Genomic DNA, 19,904 nt, shown 5'->3' on the forward strand with positions numbered 1-19,904 from the left:
CTGGCATCAAAATCGCTTGCCTTCCGGCACGATAACGATGCAAGGTGACAAGAATGGCCAAGATACCTCCCGGCGTCGGTCCCCGTTTCCCGCAAGTCGTGATGCTGGTCGGCGCGACCGGCGACCTGGCGCGGCGCAAGCTCCTGCCAGGCCTGTTTCACCTCTGCAGTTCGGGCTTCATTCCCGGGTGCCGGATCATCGGCGTCTCGCTCGATGAGCTCGACGCGGAGGGATTCCGCGCCGCCGCGCGCAGTGCATTGGACGAATTCGGCAGCCGCAAGGTCTCACCGGCCGCCTGGGACGCCTTCGCGGGCATCCTCGACTACGTGCCGCTGTCGGGCGGTGCGCAGGCTCTCAAGGAGGCAGTCGACCGTGCGGAGAAGTCGCTCGGCGCACCCGAATGCCGGCGCCTGCACTACCTGAGCGTGCCGCCGAGTGCCGCCTTGTCGGTGGTGCGCATGCTGGGCGCGGCCGAACTGGTCGAACGCTCGCACATCGTGATGGAAAAGCCCTTCGGCACTGACCTCGCGAGCGCGGTGTTCCTGAACAGCCAGCTGCACGAGGTGTTCAAGGAAGAGCAGATCTTCCGCATCGACCACTTCCTCGGCAAGGAGCCGGCGCAGAACATCCTGGCCTTCCGCTTCGCCAACGGCCTCTTCGAGCCGATCTGGAACCGCAACTTCATCGACCACGTGCAGATCGACGTGCCCGAGACGCTCGGTCTCGGCAAGCGCGCGGGTTTCTACGAGCAGACCGGCGCCTACCGGGACATGGTGGTGACGCATCTGTTCCAGATCCTCGGCTTCATGGCGATGGAGCCGCCCACGGCGCTCGAACCGGCGCCGATCAGCGAGGAGAAGAACAAGGTCTTTCGCAGCATGCTGCCCATTGCACCGTCGGACGTGGTGCGCGGCCAGTACAGCGGCTACCGGCAGGAAGAGGGCGTCGACCCGGACTCGGACACAGAGACCTTCGTGGCGCTCAAGTGCCACATCGACAACTGGCGCTGGGCCGGCGTGCCTTTCTTCCTGCGCACGGGCAAACGGCTGGCCGAGGGGCAGCGGATCATCTCCATTGCTTTCCGCGAACCGCCCAAGAGCATGTTCCCGCCCGGATCGGGGGTCGGCTCGCAGGGCCCGGACCACCTGACCTTCGATCTGGCGGATGCATCGAAGATGTCGCTGTCCTTCTACGGCAAGCGACCTGGGCCGGGCATGCGCCTCGACAAGCTGAGCCTGCAGTTCGCGATGCGCGACACCGGGCTGGTCGGCGAAGTGCTGGAAGCCTACGAGCGCCTGATCCTGGACGCCATGCGCGGCGACCGCACCCTGTTCACGACGGCAGAGGGCATCGAGCGGCTGTGGCAGGTCTCGACGCATCTGATCGAGGCGCCGCCGCCGGTGCGGCTCTACGAGCCGGGCTCCTGGGGGCCGAAACCGATCCACCAGTTGATCGCGCCGCATGCGTGGCGGCTGCCCTTCGAGCGCGCCTGGCGGGACCCGAACAAGGCGGGAAGCTGAGACTCAAGCCTCCGCGGCGATGCGGTGCTCGCGCAACTTCATGGTCAGGCCGACGGGCGCCATGGAGAGCTGAAGCAGTTCGCGCGGCTCCTTGCCGTCGACGGTGCCCACGTCCTGGATGTCGAAGCGGCTCAACAGGACCGCCATCGCCGTCTTCATTTCGACCAATGCCAAATAGCGCCCAGGGCAGATGCGCGGGCCGGCGCCGAAGGGCATCGAGATGCGCTTGGCGGCGCCGGCGGCTTGCCCGGGGTTGCCATCCGCCAACCAGCGTTCGGGCTCGAAGCTGGCGGCGTCGTGAATGAAGGTTTCACTCACCGCGTCGCGCCGCATCACCGCCATGACAATCATGCCTTCCGCGATGTGCACATCGCCCAGCGTGGTGTCGTGCAGGGCTTGCATGGCGTTCTGCGGCGCCACGGGCTTGAGGCGCATGGTCTCGTGAGCGCAGGCTTCAACGTAGTCCAGCTGGGCGATCTGATCCACGGAAGGCGGCTCGCCATCCGCGCACACGCGGCGCACTTCGGCCGTGGCCTTGGCCAGCGCCTGCGGGTTCTTCCACAGCAGGTGGATCATCCAGGACACCGTGTTCGCGGTCGTGTCTTCGCCGGCCAGCAGCATGGTCAGAACGTTGCCGGCGACCTGCTTGTCGTCCATGCCGCTGTCGGGTTCGTCCGCCGCTACCAGCATGGCTTCCAGCAGGTTGGAGGGATGCTCGCGCAGCGCCGGGTTCGCCTGCATTCGCTCGCGTGCTTCGGCAATGAAGCCGTCGATCGCCACGTTCACCTCGGCCACGCTGTGAACCAGCGCGCGATCCTCGGCGGTCGGGAACCAGCGCCACGTCGGAAGCGGCGCGAAGATGCGCTTGAACACGGCCGGGAAGATGCGGTTCAGGTGCTTCTGGATCACGTCTTCGTCGCTTTGCAGCGTGTTGACGTCGGCACCGAACGCGAGGCCTGCGATCGCGTCCACCGTGAATCGCATCAGGTCGGCCTGCAGGTCGATGGTCGTGCCCTGCCGCGCGGCCTGTTGCCAGCGTTGGACCAGACGCGATGCGACACGTTGCAGTGAAGGGTGATAGCGCCGCACGCTCCCAGGGTCGAAGCCTGCCATCACCATCCGTCGCTGGCGCTTCCAGGTCTCGCCGTTGGCGCCGAAGACGCCACCCACCAGACCGAGTTCGTTCCACACCTGCTGCAGCTTGGTGGTGCGGCGAAAACCATCGGGGCGGTCGCGCAGGGCCTTGGCGATCAGCTCATGATCACCCACCACGACCACACGGCGAGGGCCCAGGCGCAGCTTGAAGATCGCGCCGTACTCCTGGCACCACTTTTCCATTTGCAGATGGAGCCGGGTGGAGTCGATCTGCAGCAGGTTGCCGAACACCGGCACGCCGCGTGGGCCCGGCAGGTCGTCGAACTGGCGCAGCCGGCTTGCCGTGGTGGGCGTGTTCATCGTGTGCTGACTCCATGAGCGGCGCGAAGTGCGAAGGTCGCGCGAGCGGTCATCTTGACCGGGTGCTCAAGTATTGGGCAGTTTCGAGAGCACGGCAATCGTCGTTTGAGTATCTTCGGTGTCGGGAAGACGCCGACGGCTGCGTGGGGCGCTGACCTCGTTAAAGGACTCTGCCACTCGGGACTACCCCATCATTTGAATCGCTCTCGACGCCGATCGCTCGCTCAGGGGCCAAAACCGCCGACAAAAGCCACGCCACCACCGCCCCACGCGCCCCAATCCGCATTGTTCAGCTCGTCGAGCTGAGCCTCGCGCAGATCCTCATTGTTCATACGTTGGTGATATCGCATTTCCTGGTAGACCGAGTACTGGGCCGAGTTGCCGACGAGTGCCATTCCATTTGAGGAATCGCGCATCACGTAGTAGATGACTCCCTTGTACTTGACGGGCGTGACGGTGTCTTTGGGTAGTTTGGCGTAAAGAGCCATCTGTTCAGGAGTGGTCGGCGTAACGATCTTGAAGCCCGCAGCGATTGCGATCTTGTCACGGTCCGGGTGGCCGGTTGCGCAGCCGGCGGCCAGTGCAATCAGCGCCATGGCGCAGATTCTCTTGAAGATGGTTTGGAATTTGTTCATTGGTTTTTCACTTGAAGTTGGCGACAGGTGACCAGACAGCGCAGCATTCCGTTCTCTGTTCGGCGCGGATTGCTCTCGGAGCCTGCCCCTTTCCAGGGGCGAACCCCGGACCGCTACTTCGACGCCACGATTCCCGGCGGCTTCCAGGTGCCTGCACCGGCCGGCAGGATCGAAGGCGGCGTTTCCTTGGGCCAGTACAGGCGCATCACCAGGTAGATCGGGCCGTCGGGAGCGGGCAGCCAGTTGGCTTCTTTCGCCTTCCCAGGTGAGTCCTTCTGGATGTAGAGCGTGAGCGAGCCGTCAGCGTTCTTCTTCATGCCCGACACCATCGGCGAGTTGATGAGGTAGCGGTTGATCGGATTCTTGATCAGAAGCTGGCTCTTGCCGTCGTACATCGTCACCGACCAGAAGGCGTTGACGGGAGGCTGTTGGCCTGCAGGAAAAGTCAATGTGTAGGCGTGCTTGCTTCCGTCCAGAGGCTCGCCCTTCCCATCAACGCGAGTGAACGGATACATGGCCTCCACCGCGTCATTGCCGTAGATTCCAGCTTTGGCCGTAGCGGCTCGCTTGAGCCAGTTGCCGTTGTAGAAGGCGCGGTTGCCTGGCAGGGAGCCGACGCTCCAGCCGTTGACATCCTTCATGCCGGTCGCCAGATACTTGTCGATCTTTTCGTCGCCATCCTTCATGCCCAGGCCGACGGCGGCCTTGTGTTCGAGCGAAAGATCCTTGAATTCGAAGGTCTTACCCGGCCCGATGCCGATGCTGGCGAGCCTGGCGCGTACGTCCTTGTCTTCCGGGGTGGGCGGCACGTACTTGAGCGCGGCGTCCAGGTACTCGAAGTAGTTCTGCTTGATCCCGGCCGTGGTGGCGGGGAGGAAATTGATGGTCGGCGCAGCCGCTGGAGCAGGCTGATTGAGGAAGGCGGACAGCGGTTGCACCTTGTAGCCCGACTGCACCTTTACCACGTTGGGCATGTCCTTGGGATTGAAGAGCTGTGTCCGCATGCCGGTCAAGGCGAAGGGCGTGGACGAGGTGAAGACCTTCTTGATGCCAGGGGGCGTCGCGCCTTTCCAGTCGGGACCGACCACCATGTAATGGCCTGGCTCGTTGCCGGTGGCACGGCTGCCGATATAACCGTAGTTGTAGGTGTTGCCGTCGATCAACTGCACCGAGTAGTAGCGCCGCTTTTCCACTGCCGGCACCGAGATCACCACCGGCTCTGCGCGCAAGTCCAGCCAGGCAAACGAGTACGGGGTGTCGCTGTTCGGAGTGACGATGGCCGTGTCTTGGTATGTGTAGACGCGAGGCTCGTTCTTGAGCTGGTTGAACGGCGCCTTGAATTGCGGGCCGCCCTTGTCAACGGCGTATTCGAGCATCACGGCATAGTTCATGACCAGCGGCAGCCCGTAGATGAAGGCCTCCTCCGCGATGGCCTTGGTCTCGGCGATGCTGGGCGCGGCGATGCCCTTGGCGGCGTCGGCTTTTGCGGCCTGGGCCACGGGATCGTTCTTGCTGGCGCAGCCCGCCATCAAGGCCATCGCGGCAGTGGCAATCGCTGCCCATTTCAAGAGCGAAGGAAAGTTGGCGTTCATGATTGACTTTTACTTTGCAAAACGTGATCCCTGCAACTGTTGCAGTGGCGCGCGCGATGCTGACAGCTGCCCCAATGGTTGGCAACTGCCCTTTAGGGCAGGTGCCTATGCATCTCAGTCTGAGGTGCTACTTCTACATGCCGCTTCGATCAGCCCGCCTTCTTCACCAGCGGCGGCGACCAGGTCCCATTGAGGATCGATGGCGGCGGATTCTCCGTGGGCCAGTACATCCGCATCATGAGAATGAAGTTGTCCGGCGGCGCAGGCAGCCAGTTGGCCTCGGGCGCATTGGCGGGCTTCACGTTCGAGAAGTACAGGTCGAGCGAGCCGTCCTTGTTGAACACGGGCTTGTCACGCATGCTCACGGTCTGCTTGTTCTGTGGATTCGGGAAGAAGAAGTACGAGCTGTCGTACATCGTGATCGACCAGAAGCCAGACGCAGGCGGTGTCTTGCCCTTGGGGAAGTGCACCGTGTACGTGTTCTTGCCGACCAGCGGCGCCCCGGTGTCGTCGTCCTTGGTGCTCGGGTACATCGCGTCCTTGGTCAGGTTCGCGCCCCAGCCGTAGTTCGCCATGGCGGCTCGCCAGAGGTAGTTGGTGCCGTATTTGCCGGTGCCCGAGGTGTACAGCCATCCGTCGACGACCTTGTTACCCGACTTGGTGGCGTCCACGATCTTCGCCGTCGCGACCTTGACCGAGTCGGCCACTGCCGCCTGATCCGCTGCGGACAGCTTGCTCAGGTCGAAGGGCTTGCCCGGCGCGATGCCGATCTTGGCCATCTCCTTGAGGATTGGACCGTCCTCCGGCAGGACGGGCGGGTTTTGGACCATCGACTTCGTGACCGCGTTGAAATAGGTCTGAGCGTCCATCGCGGCGATGATGTCGCGGACCTTCTCCTTGACGCTCGGTGCGCTGTCGTTGATCACGCCCTCCGGCGGGGTGTACGGCTTGCCGTAAGCGCTCAGCGGAACCAGCTTGAACTCCTTCTGCGCGGCGTTGACCTCCGCGTAGTCGGCATCGGTGCCGTCGGCATAAACGCGGCCGATCGTGAAGACGGTGTTGGTCGGTGACTTGACGATTTGCGTCACGCCGGCCGGCAGCTTGCCCTTCCAGCCCGGGCCGACGATGGCGATTGTCTGCGCGCCCGTGCCCAGGGTTCGCTTGCCCGGCGCTGCGATCACGTTGGTGTATTGCGAGTAGATCGGGAAGAGGAAGTAGCGCCCCTTCATGTCCGGGTAGGACAGCAGCATGGGCTCCTGCTTCACGTCCATGAACGCCGCCGTGTAGAGAGTGTCCGCATTGGGAGCAGTCACAGCCTTGTAATCCGCGGGCGGGTACTTGGGCATGTTCACCAGCTGGTTGAGCGGGGCCTGGAGCGTTGCCGGATTGGGCGCCTTCACATTGGTGAAGGCATTGCCCGTGATGTCACTGGTCAGCAATGCATAACCGTAGATATACGCATCGACGGCGATCTTCTTCGTTTGCTCCGGGGTCAACGCAGCTGCGTGCGCCGGCGCGGCGGCGAGCGCCACGAGCGACAGCGTTGCGGCGCCGAAGGCTCGCTGCGACACGCTGTGGAGGAACCGCGCTCGCTTCTTGATTTCAATTGGCATCAGACTCTCTTCTTGTTAACGGTTGAATTCACTGTACTTGGCGCCGCCATGTGTCCTGGCCAAGCCGCTGCGCAGCTTACAGGGCTTGCGCGACGACAGGCATGGGTCCACAGGACTCGGATCAGGCTGCCTTGCACATCACTTCGTCGAACGAGCGCAGCGGCTTGATGAACGGCGCGAGCAACTGGCCCGATGCCTCACTTGTCAGCACCTCGGACGGCGCGAGCTTGATGACCGTGCGCGCCGCCGGGTTAGGCTCCCAGACGTCTTCCCCGATCAGGCGGCAGCGCTCGTCGTAGGGCCAGAACATCTGCAGCCCGGGCACGCGCAGCAGGTAGTAGGAGTTCTCGTCGTCGACCTCGATGCCGTTCGCCTTCAGGGTCTTGCCGTGCGTCTGCTGGTACATGGTGCCGACCGAGGCAATGAAGTTGTCCGCTACAGCGATCTTCTCGTCCTCGGCGTAGAAGACCGACTGGTGCGTCTGGGCCCACAGTGCATAGAAGCCCTTGACGGACTCGGTGCCCTCCAGCGTGGCATGGTTGCCCGCCATCTCGAAGTGATAGACGGGGTTCGGCGCGGTCATCTCCGGCGCGAAGATTTCCTCGTAGCGACCGGCGATCTCGAGAAAGCGGTGACGGTAGTAGGCCTCGAGCATGAAGCGGTGTCGCGGGTTGGTCGTGACTTCCATGAGCTCGTCGATCGCGCGGTTGGTTTTGCGCACGTCCAGGTTCGGGTTGCCAAGAATTGCCATGTGGTTCCTCGATGAGTGGGGGGATCGATGAATGATCGATCGCGCGCGCACCCTGTACAAAGTCCTAAACCGACACCTGCGTGTCCGTTGTCGACATCCGGGTAGAAACCCTATGGAGCCGACTCCGATGGTCGAGTCGCAAGCGCCTGGTTACCATTTCCACCCCATGTACCCCAAGCGAGTCATCGAATGAAGAACGCGGCCACCAAAACCGTGCCGGCTCGTTATCTTTCGCTGCTTCTGGGACGCCTCGCGGTGCAGGGGGTTGATACCGCGCGTCTCCTCGATCTCGCGAAGGTTGAAGCCGCCCGTTTCGAACGAAGCGACGGCGTCCTGGAGCCGAACGAAGTGGAAGCCTTGGTCGAGTGGGCCTATCGACTCACCGGCCGCACTGACCTTGGATTCGAACTCGGGCAAGCGATCAAGTTGAATTCGCACGATCTGATGGGCTACGCGATGCTCAGCTGCCGCGACCTGGACCATTTCATGCAGTTCACCAGCCGCTACTATCACTTCATCATCACGCTGTTTACGATGAAGTACGCGCGGCGACCAGGTCTCGGCGAGGTGGTCTTCAGCCCTGCGGCCGTGATGCCCCTGCGCACCATGTATTTTGCGATCGAGGCCATCGCCGTCTCGCTGCACACCCAGGTCCAGTTGCTGTTCGGCTCCGAGATTGCGTACGACATCCGCCTCGGAATGCCGGCGCCCGCGCATGCAATGCGCTATGCCAGCTTGGCGCCTGCGCGTTTCCACTTCGATGAAAGTGCGCTCCCTGGCATCCGCGTGGTCTTCGACGGCGAGCTGTTGGATCGCCCGCTGCCTATGCCATCGCCCACTGTGGTTCAGCAAATCGAGCAGCGGCTGCATGTGCTGCAGAGGCGGCCCGTGCCTGGCGGCGAATGGGGTGCCTACATCTCAATGCTGCTGCGCGAGACGCAGGGGCAACAGCTCACGCTTGAAGAGATCGCGCAGCGCATGAACATCTCGGATCGGACCATCGATCGCAACCTGAAAAAGGAAGGGGTGAACTTCCGCGATCTCTCACAGCGGGTACGGCTCGAACGGGCACAGGACTTCTTGGCAAGGCCAGGTGCGACGGTCCATCAGGTCTCCATCCAACTCGGCTTTCGCGACGTCGCCAATTTCGCGCGGGCGTTCCGGCGCGATGCAGGCGTCACGCCAAGCGAATACCAGCGCAACTTCCGCAAGCTTGCGCAATCTTCGGTCTCCGGCTCATAGCCGGCGGCTCGAGCTCGGCCGCGGCCTGAAGCGGGACCCTGAATCGAAGAGGCGCCGCAGGCCTTCGAGCATCTGGCGCAAGGTCGCAATGCGCGGGGAGTGATCGTCTTCGCAGCGTCTGGCGATTGAAGCAGGGCTCCGCGCCCCTCAATCGCGGCCCCCGTTGGGAGCAGGCGACATGGCTTCGAACACGCCATCGCGCCTGACCCATGCGTGGAACAGCCCGGCAGCAAGATGCAGCAGGATCAACGCGAAGAAGCACATCGCAAGGAACATGTGGGCGTTCCACAGCATGCTGTGCACCGCAGCGTTAGGCGGCACGATGGCCGGCAAGTGCAAGCCGGCAACCACCACCGGATAGTCGGCAGCCGACAGCATGCCCCAGCCGATCAGCGGCATCGCGATCATCAGCAGGTACAGGAGGACATGCGAAAGCTTCGCCGCGAGCTTCATCGGCCCGGGCATGTCGGATGGCAATGGCGGTGTGCCAACGCGCCAGCGCACGATGAGCCGCAACAGTGCGAGCACCAGTATGGCGATGCCCAGCGGCTTGTGGATGGACACCAACGTCAGGTACACCGGGCGAACCGTCGTGACCATCCCGATGCCTATGAACAGCATCGCCAGGATGCAGACCGCCATGACCCAGTGCAGCAGGCGCTGCAATGGCGTGAACCGCTGGCGACCCTCAATCACGGCTTGGCTCCCGAAGTGGTGCGGGGATAGTCCTTCTCTTCGGCGGTACGCAGGTTGTACGACACGGAGTACGCGGCCGAACGCGCGGCCGGGAACGGGTCGTCGGAGGTGCTCATGCCGGAGGGCAGCACAACGGGGTCGAAGTTGAGATCACGGCAGGGCCCATTCGGTTCAGGCTCGATCTTCTGGACCACGAGCGAGCCGACTTCGATCTGGCGGCGATCGTCCGGCCATGCCTTGGTCGGGTCTGCGGTCGGATCTCCGGGGTTGGCGACCGTGACCATCAAGGTCCAGCGCTGGGGTGAACGAGCAACTCTGTCGGTGATGTCCTGGCTCAGGAAGTCGGGACCGCGCTTCTTGAGCTCGTCCGGCGGAACGGACACCGGCGTTGCGGCTGGCAGGTACGACCAGCGCACCGTCTGGTCCTGGCCCTGGGCATTGGTGAACACGAAGCTGTTCAGGCTGTTGAAGCGGTTCTCCGCATAGGAAGCGGTGAAAGGTGCGCTGCCGGCCCATGCGCCGAACGCTGCGAGCCCGGGATGCGCGGCCGCGAAGGTCTTCATGGCATTGGGATCCTTCGAATGCGATGCCAGTTGCAGGTCGTAGAAGGCCTGCGGCGTGGCGACGGGAAAGATGGGCGCATCGATCATGGCCGATCGCCATTCCTGCCCGTCCGGCGACTGGATGCGCAGGCTCAGGCCCCGCACGCGCGAGCTTGCATCCTCGGTTTTCGGGTCGGCCACCGCCAGATTGAAACGACCGGTCACCGGATAGGCGCCCTTCGCAAGGACCTGCGCCTTCGACAGGGCGGCGCCCGCGCCGTTGGCCTCGAAGGTGCCGGTAAAGCAGATGCCTTTCGCGTGATTGCGGCGGAAACCGAGTGCTGCTCCGCCGGGCGGCGCCAGGGTGTCCACGAGCTTGTCCGGGGTGAGCCGGGCTGGCGTGAACCAGCCTGCGGTGTAGCCAAAGGCGACAGCGATCGCGGCGACGATCGCTGCAATCAGCACGAGGCGGATCGGGATCGATCCGGAGGATGAGGGCTGGCGGTGAATCATTGAAATCCCGTCCAACGCTGGGCGCGTGCGCAGAATCTATCAGTTCGCTGCACGCTTTTCCATCGGACATTGCCGAAGCCTACAATTTCCACCCGCATGGCAAAGCTTCGCAAGTCCACATCTTCAACCCCCTGTATCAGGGTGGGGCCCAGCGGTGTCCACGGGCTCGGCGCCTTCGCGACGCGGGCGCTGCCCGCTTTCGCATTGCTGGGCCTTTACGAAGGCCGCCGCTATTCGCAACAGGAAATCGCGGCCAGGACCTGGAATGACCAGCTGACTTACCTCTTCATGTTGTCCAACCACGAGACCATCGATGGCGCCAAGGGCGGCAATGGCACGCGCCACTTGAATCACGCCTGCGACCCGAACTGCGAAGCGGTCGAGGAGTACGACGACGCAGGCCGGTTGGTGCTGAAGTTTCAGACGATCATCCCCGTCGAGGCAGGGGACGAGTTGTTCATCGACTACTGCCTGACTGCGGACGACGGCTCACCGCCCTCGGACTATGTCTGCCGCTGCGGTTCTGCCGACTGCCGCGGCACGATGCTCGCGCCTGTCGGCGCCTGAACTCCGCGGGCCGATGCCGGCTCACGCGAGGTTGGGGCGTCCGCTCACCTAGGGCGTCTCGATGCGGGCGAGCACGGCATGGCGGCCGAAGCTCTCGCCCGCAGCGAACAGCAACTCGGCCACTCGGCCCGCCACCGGTGCCACGACCGGCACGCTGGCCTTGACGAGTTCGGCCACGCCGATCTCCTGTCCTTCGTCGACCCGGTCGCCGGGTGCCACGGTCCATTGCGCGAGGAGTGCTTCCGCATCTTCCTCCAGGCCTTCCCAGGCCGGCTCGTCGAGCCGCACGGCCACCAGGGTGGATGCGCCGCTCTCAGGCATGGAACGCAGCCTCCTGCACCAGTGGACGCCGCGCGGCGACGAGCCCGCGTGCGCCACGAACGATATGGGCCACCTGCGGGATGACCGCCTGCTCCAGCGGCCGACTGAACGGGATCGGCACGTCGGGCACGGCCAGCCGGCGTACCGGCGCGCGCAGCGCGATGCTGTCGAGATGCTCCGCCACCAGCCCGGCGATCTCGCCGCTGAGGCCGAAGCTCAGGTAGTCCTCGTCGAGCACGAGCAGTCGGCCGGTCTTGCGTACCGAGGCCAGCACCGCCGCGCGGTCGAGCGGCACGAGCGTGCGCAAATCGATGATCTCGGCATCGATGCCCTCCTGTGCCAGCTCGCGTGCAGCGATCTCGGCCTTGTGCACGAGTTGGCTCAGCGTGACGATGCTCAGATCCTCACCCGCGCGCACGATCCGCGCCTGGCCGAAGGGCAGGGCATAGGCGGCCTCGGGCACCGGCACGGTCGCGCCTTCGTGGAAGGACATCCAGGGCAGGCCCATCAGCCCCTTGTGGAACATGAAGACCACCGGATTCGGATCGCGCAGGGCCTGGGTCATCAGGCCCTTGGCGTCGTAGGCGTTGCTTGGCACCACGACCTTCAGACCCGGCACGTGCGCAAAGCTGCCCCACAGGCACTGCGAGTGCTGGGCCGCGTCGTTGTAGCCGCCGCCGACGGCCGTCATCAGCACCACCGGAAGGCGCTGCGCGCCGCCCGACATGTAGTGGTTCTTGGCCAGATGGTTGTAGATCTGGTCGAAGCAGACACCGAAGAAGTCGGCAAACATCAGCTCCACCACCGGCCTCAGGCCTTCGGCCGCGGCGCCGATGGCTGCACCGATGAACGCGGTCTCGGAGATCGGCGTGTCCATCACGCGCTCGCCGCCGAACCGCGCGTGCAGTCCGCCGGTGGAACCAAAGATGCCGCCGTAGCGGCCGACGTCCTCGCCCATGACGAACACGCGTTCGTCCGCCGCCATCTGCTGGGCGATGGCTTCCGAGATGGCCGCTGCCATGGTCAGCGATCGCGTAGGTTGGTTGTCGGTCATGCGGGCTCCTCTTCGTTGCAGAACACCTGTTGAAGTGCTTCGGCGGCTTCGGGGTAAGGGCTTGTTCGCGCGTGCTCGAAGGCTTGCGCCACGCAACTCGCGGCCTGATCGCGCACGGCCGCTTCGCCGGCGTCGTCGAGCGCACCAAGCGCGCGCAGGCGCACGGCGAGCGCTGCAATCGGATCGCGGGCCTTGAGCGCATCGACTTCACCAGCCGGGCGGTAGGCCTCGGCATCACCCTGGAAGTGGCCAAGGTAGCGATCGGTCTGCACCTCGATCAACGTCGGGCCTTCGCCGCGGCGCGCGCGCGCGATGGCGGCGCCGGCGGCTTCGAACATCGCCACCGGGTCATTGTTCTCCACCAGGACGCCCGGCATGCCGTACCCGGCTGCACGCACGTCGTTCGTCGGCACCGACGTGGAATCGGCCTTGGCCACCGAGATGCCCCAGCGGTTGTCCTCGCAGACGAACACCACCGGCAGGCGCCACAGCGATGCGAGGTTGAGCGCCTCGTGAAAGCCGCCCTGGTTGGCCGCGCCCTCGCCGAAGAAGCTCACGGCCACCCAATCCTTGCCCAGGCGCCTGGCAGCGAGCGCGGCGCCACAGGCCTGCGGTGCGCCGGCCGCCACGATGCCCGAGCAACTGAACTTGCGCGGCGGGTCGAACAGGTGCATGTGCCCGCCCTTGCCGCGGCACAGGCCGTTGGCCTTGCCGAACATCTCGGAGGTCATCGCATCGAGCGGCACGCCCTTGGCGATCGCGAAGTGATGCGGCCGATGCGCACCAACCACCGTGTCGTTGTCGGACAGGTGGGCGCATACGCCGACCGCAACGGGCTCCTGGCCGGCTGCCAGGTGCATTTCGCCGGGCACGGGGCCGCTGCCGATGTCGAAGGCCAGGCCTTTCTGGATCTTCGGCGGAAGCTTGCCTTCGAGGTAGATGCGGGCCATGGCCTCTTCGTAGAGGCGGATCTTCACCATGGTCAGGTACATCCAGTGCAGCTGTTCGGTACTGGGAGTCATGCGCGCTCCTCCTTCAGGCCCGGTCGGCGAAGAACTTCCAGTCCAGGATCATCTTCACGCCCTGGTTCTCGTCCAGAAAGGCAACCGGGCCGTGATTGGTGAACAGAAGCTCGGAGTCTTCGATGAAGCTTGTGAGCTCATGAAACGAGCCCAGCGGCTCGTAGCCGTAGTCGCCGGCGTCGGCCACGCCCATGCGGTAGTCCATGCGGCCCTTGAGCATCAGGTATTCGCCCGCGCCGTGATGGAAGTGCGCGGGAAACGCGGAGCCCTTGGCGCAGCGGAAGACCACGGTCCAGACGCCGGTCTCGGCGCTCGTGCGAAGGGTCTTGAATTCGATGCCCGGGGCGAACTCGACCCAGGGCTTGCGTGCGACTCGCAACAGCACTTCGGCGTTGGGATCGGCGCGATCGGTATCTTCGGCAATGGCGGCTTGCATGGTCGGTGTCTCCTTGGTTCGTGGAGCTCCGATGCTGCGGCCGCATGCCGCGAGGCGCTTGTCAGGGCGCGCCCGTGCCCTGGTGTTGCAGCGCCCGTGCGCGGAACTCGCGCGGCGCGAGCCCGTAGGCGGAGTGAAACAGCTTGCTGAACTGGCTGGGGTCCTCGAAGCCCCAATGGCCGGCAATCTCTGCGATCTGGCGCTGCGCCAGCGTGCTGCTCTCGAGGTCGCGCCGGCACATCTCCAGGCGCCGTTCGCGCACGTAGGCGCTGACGGTGCTGTCGGTGGCCTCGAAGAGCTTGTGCAGGTTGCGCTCACCCATGCGGAAGGCCTGCGCGATCGAATGCACGTCGAGGGCGGGATCGGTCAGGTGCGTGTCGATGTGGCGCATGACCTGCTCGAGCGTCAACTGGCGCAGGCGTGGCGCCGGCAATGCGGGCTGCGCCCCGAGGCACAGGCCGAGCAGGTCGAGCGTGGCATCGAGCACGCTGCGCCGGTTCGCCACGGGCAACTCGGGAAAACGCTCCACCAGCGAGAGGATGTGGTCGACGAAGAGACCGCCAACGCCCTGCCGGCCATCGATCGGCCGCCCGACCAGGTCGCGCACGCGCGGAACGCGCCGCAGCAGGCGCGCCTCCGGCACCAGCAGCGAGATCTGGCGCAGGTTGTCGCCGGTCATGAAGGCCAGCGGGCGCGTACTGTCCCAGAGGGTGAACATGCCCTGGCGCAAGAGAAGCTCGTGCGATTCGTCGGCGCCGAAGCGCAGCGCCTCGGACCCGCGGGCGACCAGCACGACGGTCAGATAGGCCTCGTCGTCATGCGCGATCTGGGCGCGGCGGCGACGTCCGCCGACCGGCGCGGCCGAAGTGCAGTCGGTCAGCCGCATGCCGTCTATGCGGTGTTGGTGCATGTAGGCGGGAAATCGCTCGCAGGCGATGCGTGGAATGTCCCAAGCCAGGTGGGCATCGACGATCACCTCGCGCCATGCCTCGAACTGCTGCGCCGCAGGCAGGGTCTCGGTGCACCAGATCTCCGGCGGCCGGGGCGTGAAGGCGACGAGGGCGGCCATCGGGTGTCTCCTGCGGCGTCGAATGCGCCTTTGTGCTGCCCGCACTGTGCACCAGGCAGCCGGCGGCGGCAAACGCCACTGGTGCGCCAGCGAACGGGTTGTGGTCAGTTCGCGAACGCCCGGGCGCCTGGTTCGGGAGCAGGGCAGTGGATTTCGGCAAAGGATGGCGCGGATTCCGATTTCCTGCCGCAGCGCGGGCCTTGATCCAGATCAATCTTGCGGTACGGACATCCCGATAGCCTTGCGAGATGCAAGCTGCGCTCTCGTACGACCCTGCCGGCGACCGCGACCTGAAGCCCGGCACCACGGCGGAGTCGGGTACCTGGTCTCTCCTGGACGATCCCGGTGAGTGGCCGACATTCGGCCGACCACTGGATGGCGATTCAGCCGAAGGCCTCTGGGAATCACACGTTGTGGTCGAAGGCATGCACTGTGCAGCCTGCGCGTTCGCGATCGAAGCAGCGGTAGGGCAGGTTGCGGGCGTGCAAAAGGTCGAGGTGAATGCGACGAGCAGGCGCGCACGCGTCGTCTGGTCGCCTTCGATCGTCAAGCCGTCGCGCTGGCTCGAGGCGTCCGCGGTGGCCGGCTACCGGCTCACCCCGGCCGCTGACAGATTGCTGGGCGTGCGGCGGGCACGTGAAGCGAGGCTTGCCCTTTGGCGCTGGCTGGTCGCGGGCTTCTGCATGATGCAGGTCATGATGTACGCATACCCTGCATACATCGCGCAAGCCGGCGACATGACGCCCGACGCGGCGCAGCTTCTGCGCTGGGCTTGCTGGGTGCTCACGCTGCCGGTGCTGTTGTTCTCCTGCAAGCCCTTCTTTGCCAGCGCGTGGCGCGACCTGCGCCAGCGACGCATCGGCATGGACTTGCCGGTCAGCCTGGGCATCGCCATCACGTTCGCAGCCGGCACTGCGGCGACGTTCAACCCCGCCGGCGCACTGGGTGGCGAAGTCTATTTCGACTCGCTCACGATGTTCGTCTTCTTCCTTCTGACAGGTCGGTGGCTGGAGGCCCGATTGCGCGATCGCACGGCTGGCGCACTCGAATCCTTGATGAACCGGATGCCCGAAAGTGTCGAGCGGCGAGGTTTGGACGGCGTGTTTGAGCGCGTGGCGGTGCGTCGGCTGGCGCCCGGTGATGTCGTTCGGGTGCTCCCGGGCGAAGCCTTTCCGACGGATGGTGTCGTGGTCGCCGGAGACACGACGGCGGACGAGGCCATGCTCACGGGCGAGTCTCGTCCGGTCCCACGTCCTTGTGGAGCTCGTGTGCTGGCCGGCAGCCACAACCTCGCATCGATGGTGGAGGTGCGAGTCGCTTCGGTGGGAAAGAGCACCCGCTTTGCGCAGATCGTCGCCCTCATGGAGATCGCCTCGCTGCAGAAGCCCCGGCTTGCGCAACTCGCGGACCGTGCCGCGCGTCCGTTCCTGGCTTTCGTGCTCGCTGCGGCCGCCATCGCCGCCGCGTTCTGGTGGCCGGTCGACTCCGGCAAGGCGCTGATGGTGGCAGTGGCCGTGTTGATCGTGACCTGCCCATGCGCGCTCTCCCTCGCGACCCCAGCGGCGATGCTCGCCAGCGCCGGCGCGCTGGCACGGCAGGGCGTGATCGTCCGCAACCTGCAGGCACTGGAGGCGCTTGCCTCGATCGACACCGTCGTGTTTGACAAGACCGGCACGCTGACGAGCGACGTACCGCGCCTCGAACGCGTCTACTGCCGGCGGGGACTGCGCCCCGGCGATGCGCTCGAACTCGCCGCTGCGCTCGCCGTGCTGTCATTGCATCCGACCGCCCGGGCGCTCGCCGGTGCGTGGCGTTCGCAGTTCCGGTCATCCCCGGCGTGGGAACTCCTGCAGCTCACCGAACACGGCGGGCTGGGTCTTGAAGGTCGCTTGCGTCGCAAGGGCGCGAAGGACCAGGCTCCCCGATGCATGCGGCTGGGATCGGCCGCATTCTGCGCCGTCACGCCCGTGCAATGCGATTCGGCGCAGGTGCATCTGAGCGATGCGCAAGGATGGATCGCGAGCTTTGTCCTCGCGGAAGCGCTGCGCGCCGACGCCGCAGCCACTGTCTCCACACTCGCGGATCAGGGAGTGGCGGTGCAACTCCTTTCCGGGGATCGAGGCCTGGCCGTGCTCGAAGTCGCTTCCCGCGCCGGCATTCGGAACGCGCGTGGGGACTGCATGCCCGAGCAAAAGCTTCAGGTCGTGCAGCAACTCCAGTCACAGGGTCGACATGTCGCGATGGTCGGCGATGGCCTGAACGACGGCCCTGTCCTGGCGCGGGCGAACGTGTCCTTCGCTGTCGGCAGTGCGGTCCCGCTCGCGCAGGCACGCGCCGATTTCATCGTCCTGGGCGATGCGCTCGCCTCGATCCCCTTGGCCATCGCGCAAGCCCGTCGAACGCTGCGTGTGGTTCGACAGAACCTGTGGTGGGCTGCCGGCTACAACGCGCTGTGCGTGCCGCTGGCGCTGACGGGCTGGTTCCCAGCCTGGTTGGCGGGCCTGGGCATGGCGGGAAGCTCGCTGGTGGTGGTGCTCAATGCGGCTCGGCTGGCCCGGCCGTCGGAGGCAGTGCGCTGATGGACATCCTGTACCTCCTGATCCCCCTGTCGGTCGTGCTCGTCCTGGCGATCCTGGGCGGCCTGTGCTGGGCCGTCGAGCGTGGCCAGTTCGACGACGTCGAGCGGGAAGGCGAACGCATTCTGCGCAACGATTGATCTGCATCAAACCGCTCCTTCCGACGCGCGCTGACACTGCCCGCAACCCAAGGAAGAAGAGAAGGCCCGACGATGCAATCCACGAACCCTGTCGCAGCGATCTACAGCGACACCGCGGTCAAGCAGTTCGCGCTCATGTCGGTGGTATGGGGAGTGGTGGGCATGCTGGTCGGCGTGATCATTGCTTCGCAACTGGCTTGGCCCGAACTCAACTTCGGCATCCCGTGGCTCAGCTATGGCCGACTGCGGCCCCTGCACACCAATGCCGTGATCTTCGCCTTCGGCGGGTGCGCGCTCATGGCGACCAGCTTCCACGTGGTTCAACGGACCTGCCAGGTGCGGCTCTTCGCGCCGGCACTCGCATCATTCGTGTTCTGGGGCTGGCAGGCGGTGATCGTTGCCGCCGCCATCAGCCTGCCTCTCGGGTACACGAGCGGCAAGGAATACGCAGAGCTCGAGTGGCCCATCGACATCCTGATCGCGCTGGTATGGGTGGCCTACGCGATCGTGTTCTTCGGCACCGTCGGCACGCGCAAGGTCAAGCACATTTACGTGGCGAACTGGTTCTACGGCGCATTCATCATCGCCGTGGCTCTGCTCCACATCGTCAACAGCGCGGCCGTTCCGGCCGGTTGGATGAAGAGCTATTCGGCTTACGCTGGGGTGCAGGACGCGATGGTCCAGTGGTGGTACGGCCATAACGCTGTGGGCTTCTTCCTCACCGCGGGCTTTCTCGGGATGATGTACTACTACATTCCAAAGCAGGCAGGGCGGCCCGTGTACTCCTACCGGCTGTCGATCGTGCACTTCTGGGCGCTGATCTTCACCTACATGTGGGCGGGTCCCCACCATCTGCACTACACCGCCTTGCCCGACTGGACCCAGTCGATCGGCATGGTGTTCTCGCTGATCCTGCTGGCGCCGAGCTGGGGCGGGATGATCAACGGGGTCATGACGCTCTCGGGTGCGTGGCACAAGCTGCGCACCGACCCGATCCTGCGCTTCCTGATCGTCGCGCTGTCCTTCTACGGCATGGCGACCTTCGAAGGTCCGATGATGTCGATCAAGACGGTGAACGCACTCTCCCACTACACGGACTGGACCGTCGGCCACGTGCATGCTGGCGCGCTCGGCTGGGTGGGCCTGATCTCGATGGGCTCGCTCTACTACCTGATCCCGCGTCTCTATGGCCGCATCGAGATGTACAGCGTGAAGGCCATCGAGTTGCACTTCTGGATGGCCACCATCGGTATCGTGCTCTATATCGCCGCGATGTGGATCGCCGGCGTGATGCAGGGCCTGATGTGGCGCTCGATCAATCCCGACGGCACCCTGACCTACACCTTCGTCGAGAGCGTCAAGGCCACCTATCCCCACTACGTCGTGCGCCTCGTCGGAGGTGTCCTCTACCTGGGCGGCATGCTGGTGATGGCATGGAACGTCGTGATGACCATCGGCGTGGGGCAATCGGCGCGCGCCAGCATCCCTTCGACGGCGGCTGCGGCCCACGCATGAGGAACGAACGATGAGCTCCAGAACACCCGGAACCGGCTTCTCGCATCAGAAGATCGAGACCAACAACTTCCTGATGATCGTGCTGATCCTGCTGGTGATCGCCGTCGGCGGCCTGGTGGAGATCGTGCCGCTGTTCTTCCAGAAGTCCACGACCGAGCCCATCGATGGCCTGAAGCCACCGACGTCGCTGCAGGTGCTGGGCCGCGACATCTATGTGCGCGAGGGTTGCTACAACTGCCATTCGCAGATGATCCGGCCGTTCCGTGCCGAAACACTGCGCTACGGGCACTACTCGGTGGCCGGGGAGTTCGTCTATGACCACCCATTCCAGTGGGGAAGCAAGCGCACCGGCCCGGACCTGCACCGCGTGGGCGGCAAATACAGCGACGAGTGGCATCGCATTCACCTGAACAACCCGCGCGACGTCGTGCCCGAGTCGAACATGCCGGCGTACGTCTGGCTGGAGAAGACCAGGGTCGATCCCGAGGAGGCCGCGCGACACATGCGCGCACTGCGCCGCGTCGGCGTGCCATTTACCGACGAGCAGATCGCCTCGGCGCCGCTCGACCTGAAGGACAAGAGCGAGATGGATGCCCTCGTCGCCTATCTCCAGTCGCTCGGCCTCGCGCTCAAGTAAGGACCGGT

Annotated in this window: 19 protein-coding genes; 7 read left to right on the forward strand and 12 right to left on the reverse strand. The window is 64.9% G+C overall.

The window, feature by feature from the left end; genetic code table 11:
* The first annotated feature begins 53 nt into the window (after positions 1–53).
* Entirely contained in the window at positions 54–1,520 is a 1,467-nt protein-coding gene (zwf, locus tag AC1D3B_RS12455; RefSeq protein ID WP_478190983.1) for a glucose-6-phosphate dehydrogenase, read from the forward strand.
* Between the two features lie 3 nt (positions 1,521–1,523).
* On the opposite strand, the gene AC1D3B_RS12460 is transcribed toward zwf, so the two are convergent.
* The 5 genes from AC1D3B_RS12460 to AC1D3B_RS12480 all read right to left on the reverse strand — a co-directional run bounded on the left by AC1D3B_RS12460 (position 1,524) and on the right by AC1D3B_RS12480 (position 7,566).
* Positions 1,524–2,975 (reverse strand): cytochrome P450, encoded by a 1,452-nt coding sequence (locus AC1D3B_RS12460; RefSeq protein ID WP_478190984.1) that lies wholly within the window; start codon positions 2,973–2,975, stop codon positions 1,524–1,526.
* 224 nt (positions 2,976–3,199) lie between these two features.
* Positions 3,200–3,610, reverse strand: a complete 411-nt coding sequence (locus AC1D3B_RS12465) for a hypothetical protein (protein WP_478190985.1) — start codon at positions 3,608–3,610, stop codon at positions 3,200–3,202.
* A gap of 113 nt (positions 3,611–3,723) precedes the next feature.
* Positions 3,724–5,202: a DUF1254 domain-containing protein gene (locus AC1D3B_RS12470; RefSeq protein WP_478190986.1), complete on the reverse strand. Its 1,479-nt coding sequence runs from the start codon at positions 5,200–5,202 to the stop codon at positions 3,724–3,726.
* A 149-nt stretch (positions 5,203–5,351) separates the two neighbouring features.
* Positions 5,352–6,815, reverse strand: coding sequence for a DUF1254 domain-containing protein (locus AC1D3B_RS12475; RefSeq protein WP_478190987.1), 1,464 nt, complete (start codon positions 6,813–6,815; stop codon positions 5,352–5,354).
* A gap of 121 nt (positions 6,816–6,936) precedes the next feature.
* Positions 6,937–7,566 (reverse strand): hypothetical protein, encoded by a 630-nt coding sequence (locus AC1D3B_RS12480; protein ID WP_478190988.1) that lies wholly within the window; start codon positions 7,564–7,566, stop codon positions 6,937–6,939.
* A 189-nt stretch (positions 7,567–7,755) separates the two neighbouring features.
* Here AC1D3B_RS12480 and AC1D3B_RS12485 point away from each other — a divergent pair, with 189 nt between their 5' ends.
* Positions 7,756–8,808 carry a helix-turn-helix domain-containing protein gene (locus AC1D3B_RS12485; RefSeq protein ID WP_478190989.1) on the forward strand — a complete coding sequence of 351 codons (1,053 nt, stop codon included), beginning with the start codon at positions 7,756–7,758 and terminating at the stop codon, positions 8,806–8,808.
* Between the two features lie 147 nt (positions 8,809–8,955).
* Here the strand turns inward: AC1D3B_RS12485 and AC1D3B_RS12490 are convergent, their stop codons facing one another.
* Positions 8,956–9,504: a cytochrome b gene (locus AC1D3B_RS12490; RefSeq protein ID WP_478190990.1), complete on the reverse strand. Its 549-nt coding sequence runs from the start codon at positions 9,502–9,504 to the stop codon at positions 8,956–8,958.
* Positions 9,501–10,559, reverse strand: coding sequence for a catalase family peroxidase (locus AC1D3B_RS12495; protein ID WP_478190991.1), 1,059 nt, complete (start codon positions 10,557–10,559; stop codon positions 9,501–9,503). Before AC1D3B_RS12495 ends, AC1D3B_RS12490 begins: the two co-directional genes overlap by 4 nt.
* Positions 10,560–10,655: 96 nt before the next feature.
* On the opposite strand from AC1D3B_RS12495, the gene AC1D3B_RS12500 reads away from it, so the two are divergent.
* Positions 10,656–11,126, forward strand: coding sequence for an SET domain-containing protein (locus AC1D3B_RS12500; protein WP_478190992.1), 471 nt, complete (start codon positions 10,656–10,658; stop codon positions 11,124–11,126).
* Positions 11,127–11,174: 48 nt separating this feature from the next.
* Here the strand turns inward: AC1D3B_RS12500 and AC1D3B_RS12505 are convergent, their stop codons facing one another.
* The 5 genes from AC1D3B_RS12505 to AC1D3B_RS12525 all read right to left on the reverse strand — a co-directional run bounded on the left by AC1D3B_RS12505 (position 11,175) and on the right by AC1D3B_RS12525 (position 15,028).
* Positions 11,175–11,447 (reverse strand): lipoyl domain-containing protein, encoded by a 273-nt coding sequence (locus AC1D3B_RS12505; RefSeq protein WP_478190993.1) that lies wholly within the window; start codon positions 11,445–11,447, stop codon positions 11,175–11,177.
* Entirely contained in the window at positions 11,440–12,501 is a 1,062-nt protein-coding gene (locus AC1D3B_RS12510; protein ID WP_478190994.1) for an alpha-ketoacid dehydrogenase subunit beta, read from the reverse strand. The genes AC1D3B_RS12505 and AC1D3B_RS12510 overlap by 8 nt, the downstream gene beginning before the upstream one ends.
* Entirely contained in the window at positions 12,498–13,523 is a 1,026-nt protein-coding gene (locus tag AC1D3B_RS12515) for a thiamine pyrophosphate-dependent dehydrogenase E1 component subunit alpha (RefSeq protein ID WP_478190995.1), read from the reverse strand. Before AC1D3B_RS12515 ends, AC1D3B_RS12510 begins: the two co-directional genes overlap by 4 nt.
* A 13-nt stretch (positions 13,524–13,536) precedes the next feature.
* Entirely contained in the window at positions 13,537–13,959 is a 423-nt protein-coding gene (locus AC1D3B_RS12520) for a 2,4'-dihydroxyacetophenone dioxygenase family protein (RefSeq protein WP_478190996.1), read from the reverse strand.
* 61 nt (positions 13,960–14,020) lie between these two features.
* Positions 14,021–15,028 carry an AraC-like ligand-binding domain-containing protein gene (locus tag AC1D3B_RS12525; RefSeq protein ID WP_478190997.1) on the reverse strand — a complete coding sequence of 336 codons (1,008 nt, stop codon included), beginning with the start codon at positions 15,026–15,028 and terminating at the stop codon, positions 14,021–14,023.
* Between the two features lie 248 nt (positions 15,029–15,276).
* Between AC1D3B_RS12525 and AC1D3B_RS12530 the strand changes: the two genes are divergently transcribed.
* From AC1D3B_RS12530 to ccoO, 4 genes are all read left to right on the forward strand, one after another.
* Positions 15,277–17,607, forward strand: a complete 2,331-nt coding sequence (locus AC1D3B_RS12530; protein ID WP_478190998.1) for a heavy metal translocating P-type ATPase — start codon at positions 15,277–15,279, stop codon at positions 17,605–17,607.
* Positions 17,607–17,744, forward strand: a complete 138-nt coding sequence (gene ccoS, locus AC1D3B_RS12535) for a cbb3-type cytochrome oxidase assembly protein CcoS (RefSeq protein WP_478190999.1) — start codon at positions 17,607–17,609, stop codon at positions 17,742–17,744. The genes AC1D3B_RS12530 and ccoS overlap by 1 nt, the downstream gene beginning before the upstream one ends.
* Positions 17,745–17,816: 72 nt before the next feature.
* Positions 17,817–19,259, forward strand: a complete 1,443-nt coding sequence (ccoN, locus tag AC1D3B_RS12540) for a cytochrome-c oxidase, cbb3-type subunit I (protein ID WP_478191000.1) — start codon at positions 17,817–17,819, stop codon at positions 19,257–19,259.
* Between the two features lie 10 nt (positions 19,260–19,269).
* Positions 19,270–19,896, forward strand: coding sequence for a cytochrome-c oxidase, cbb3-type subunit II (gene ccoO, locus AC1D3B_RS12545; protein ID WP_478191001.1), 627 nt, complete (start codon positions 19,270–19,272; stop codon positions 19,894–19,896).
* The last annotated feature ends 8 nt before the right edge of the window (positions 19,897–19,904 follow it).

The organism is Variovorax sp. P5_A3, assembly GCF_056400665.1.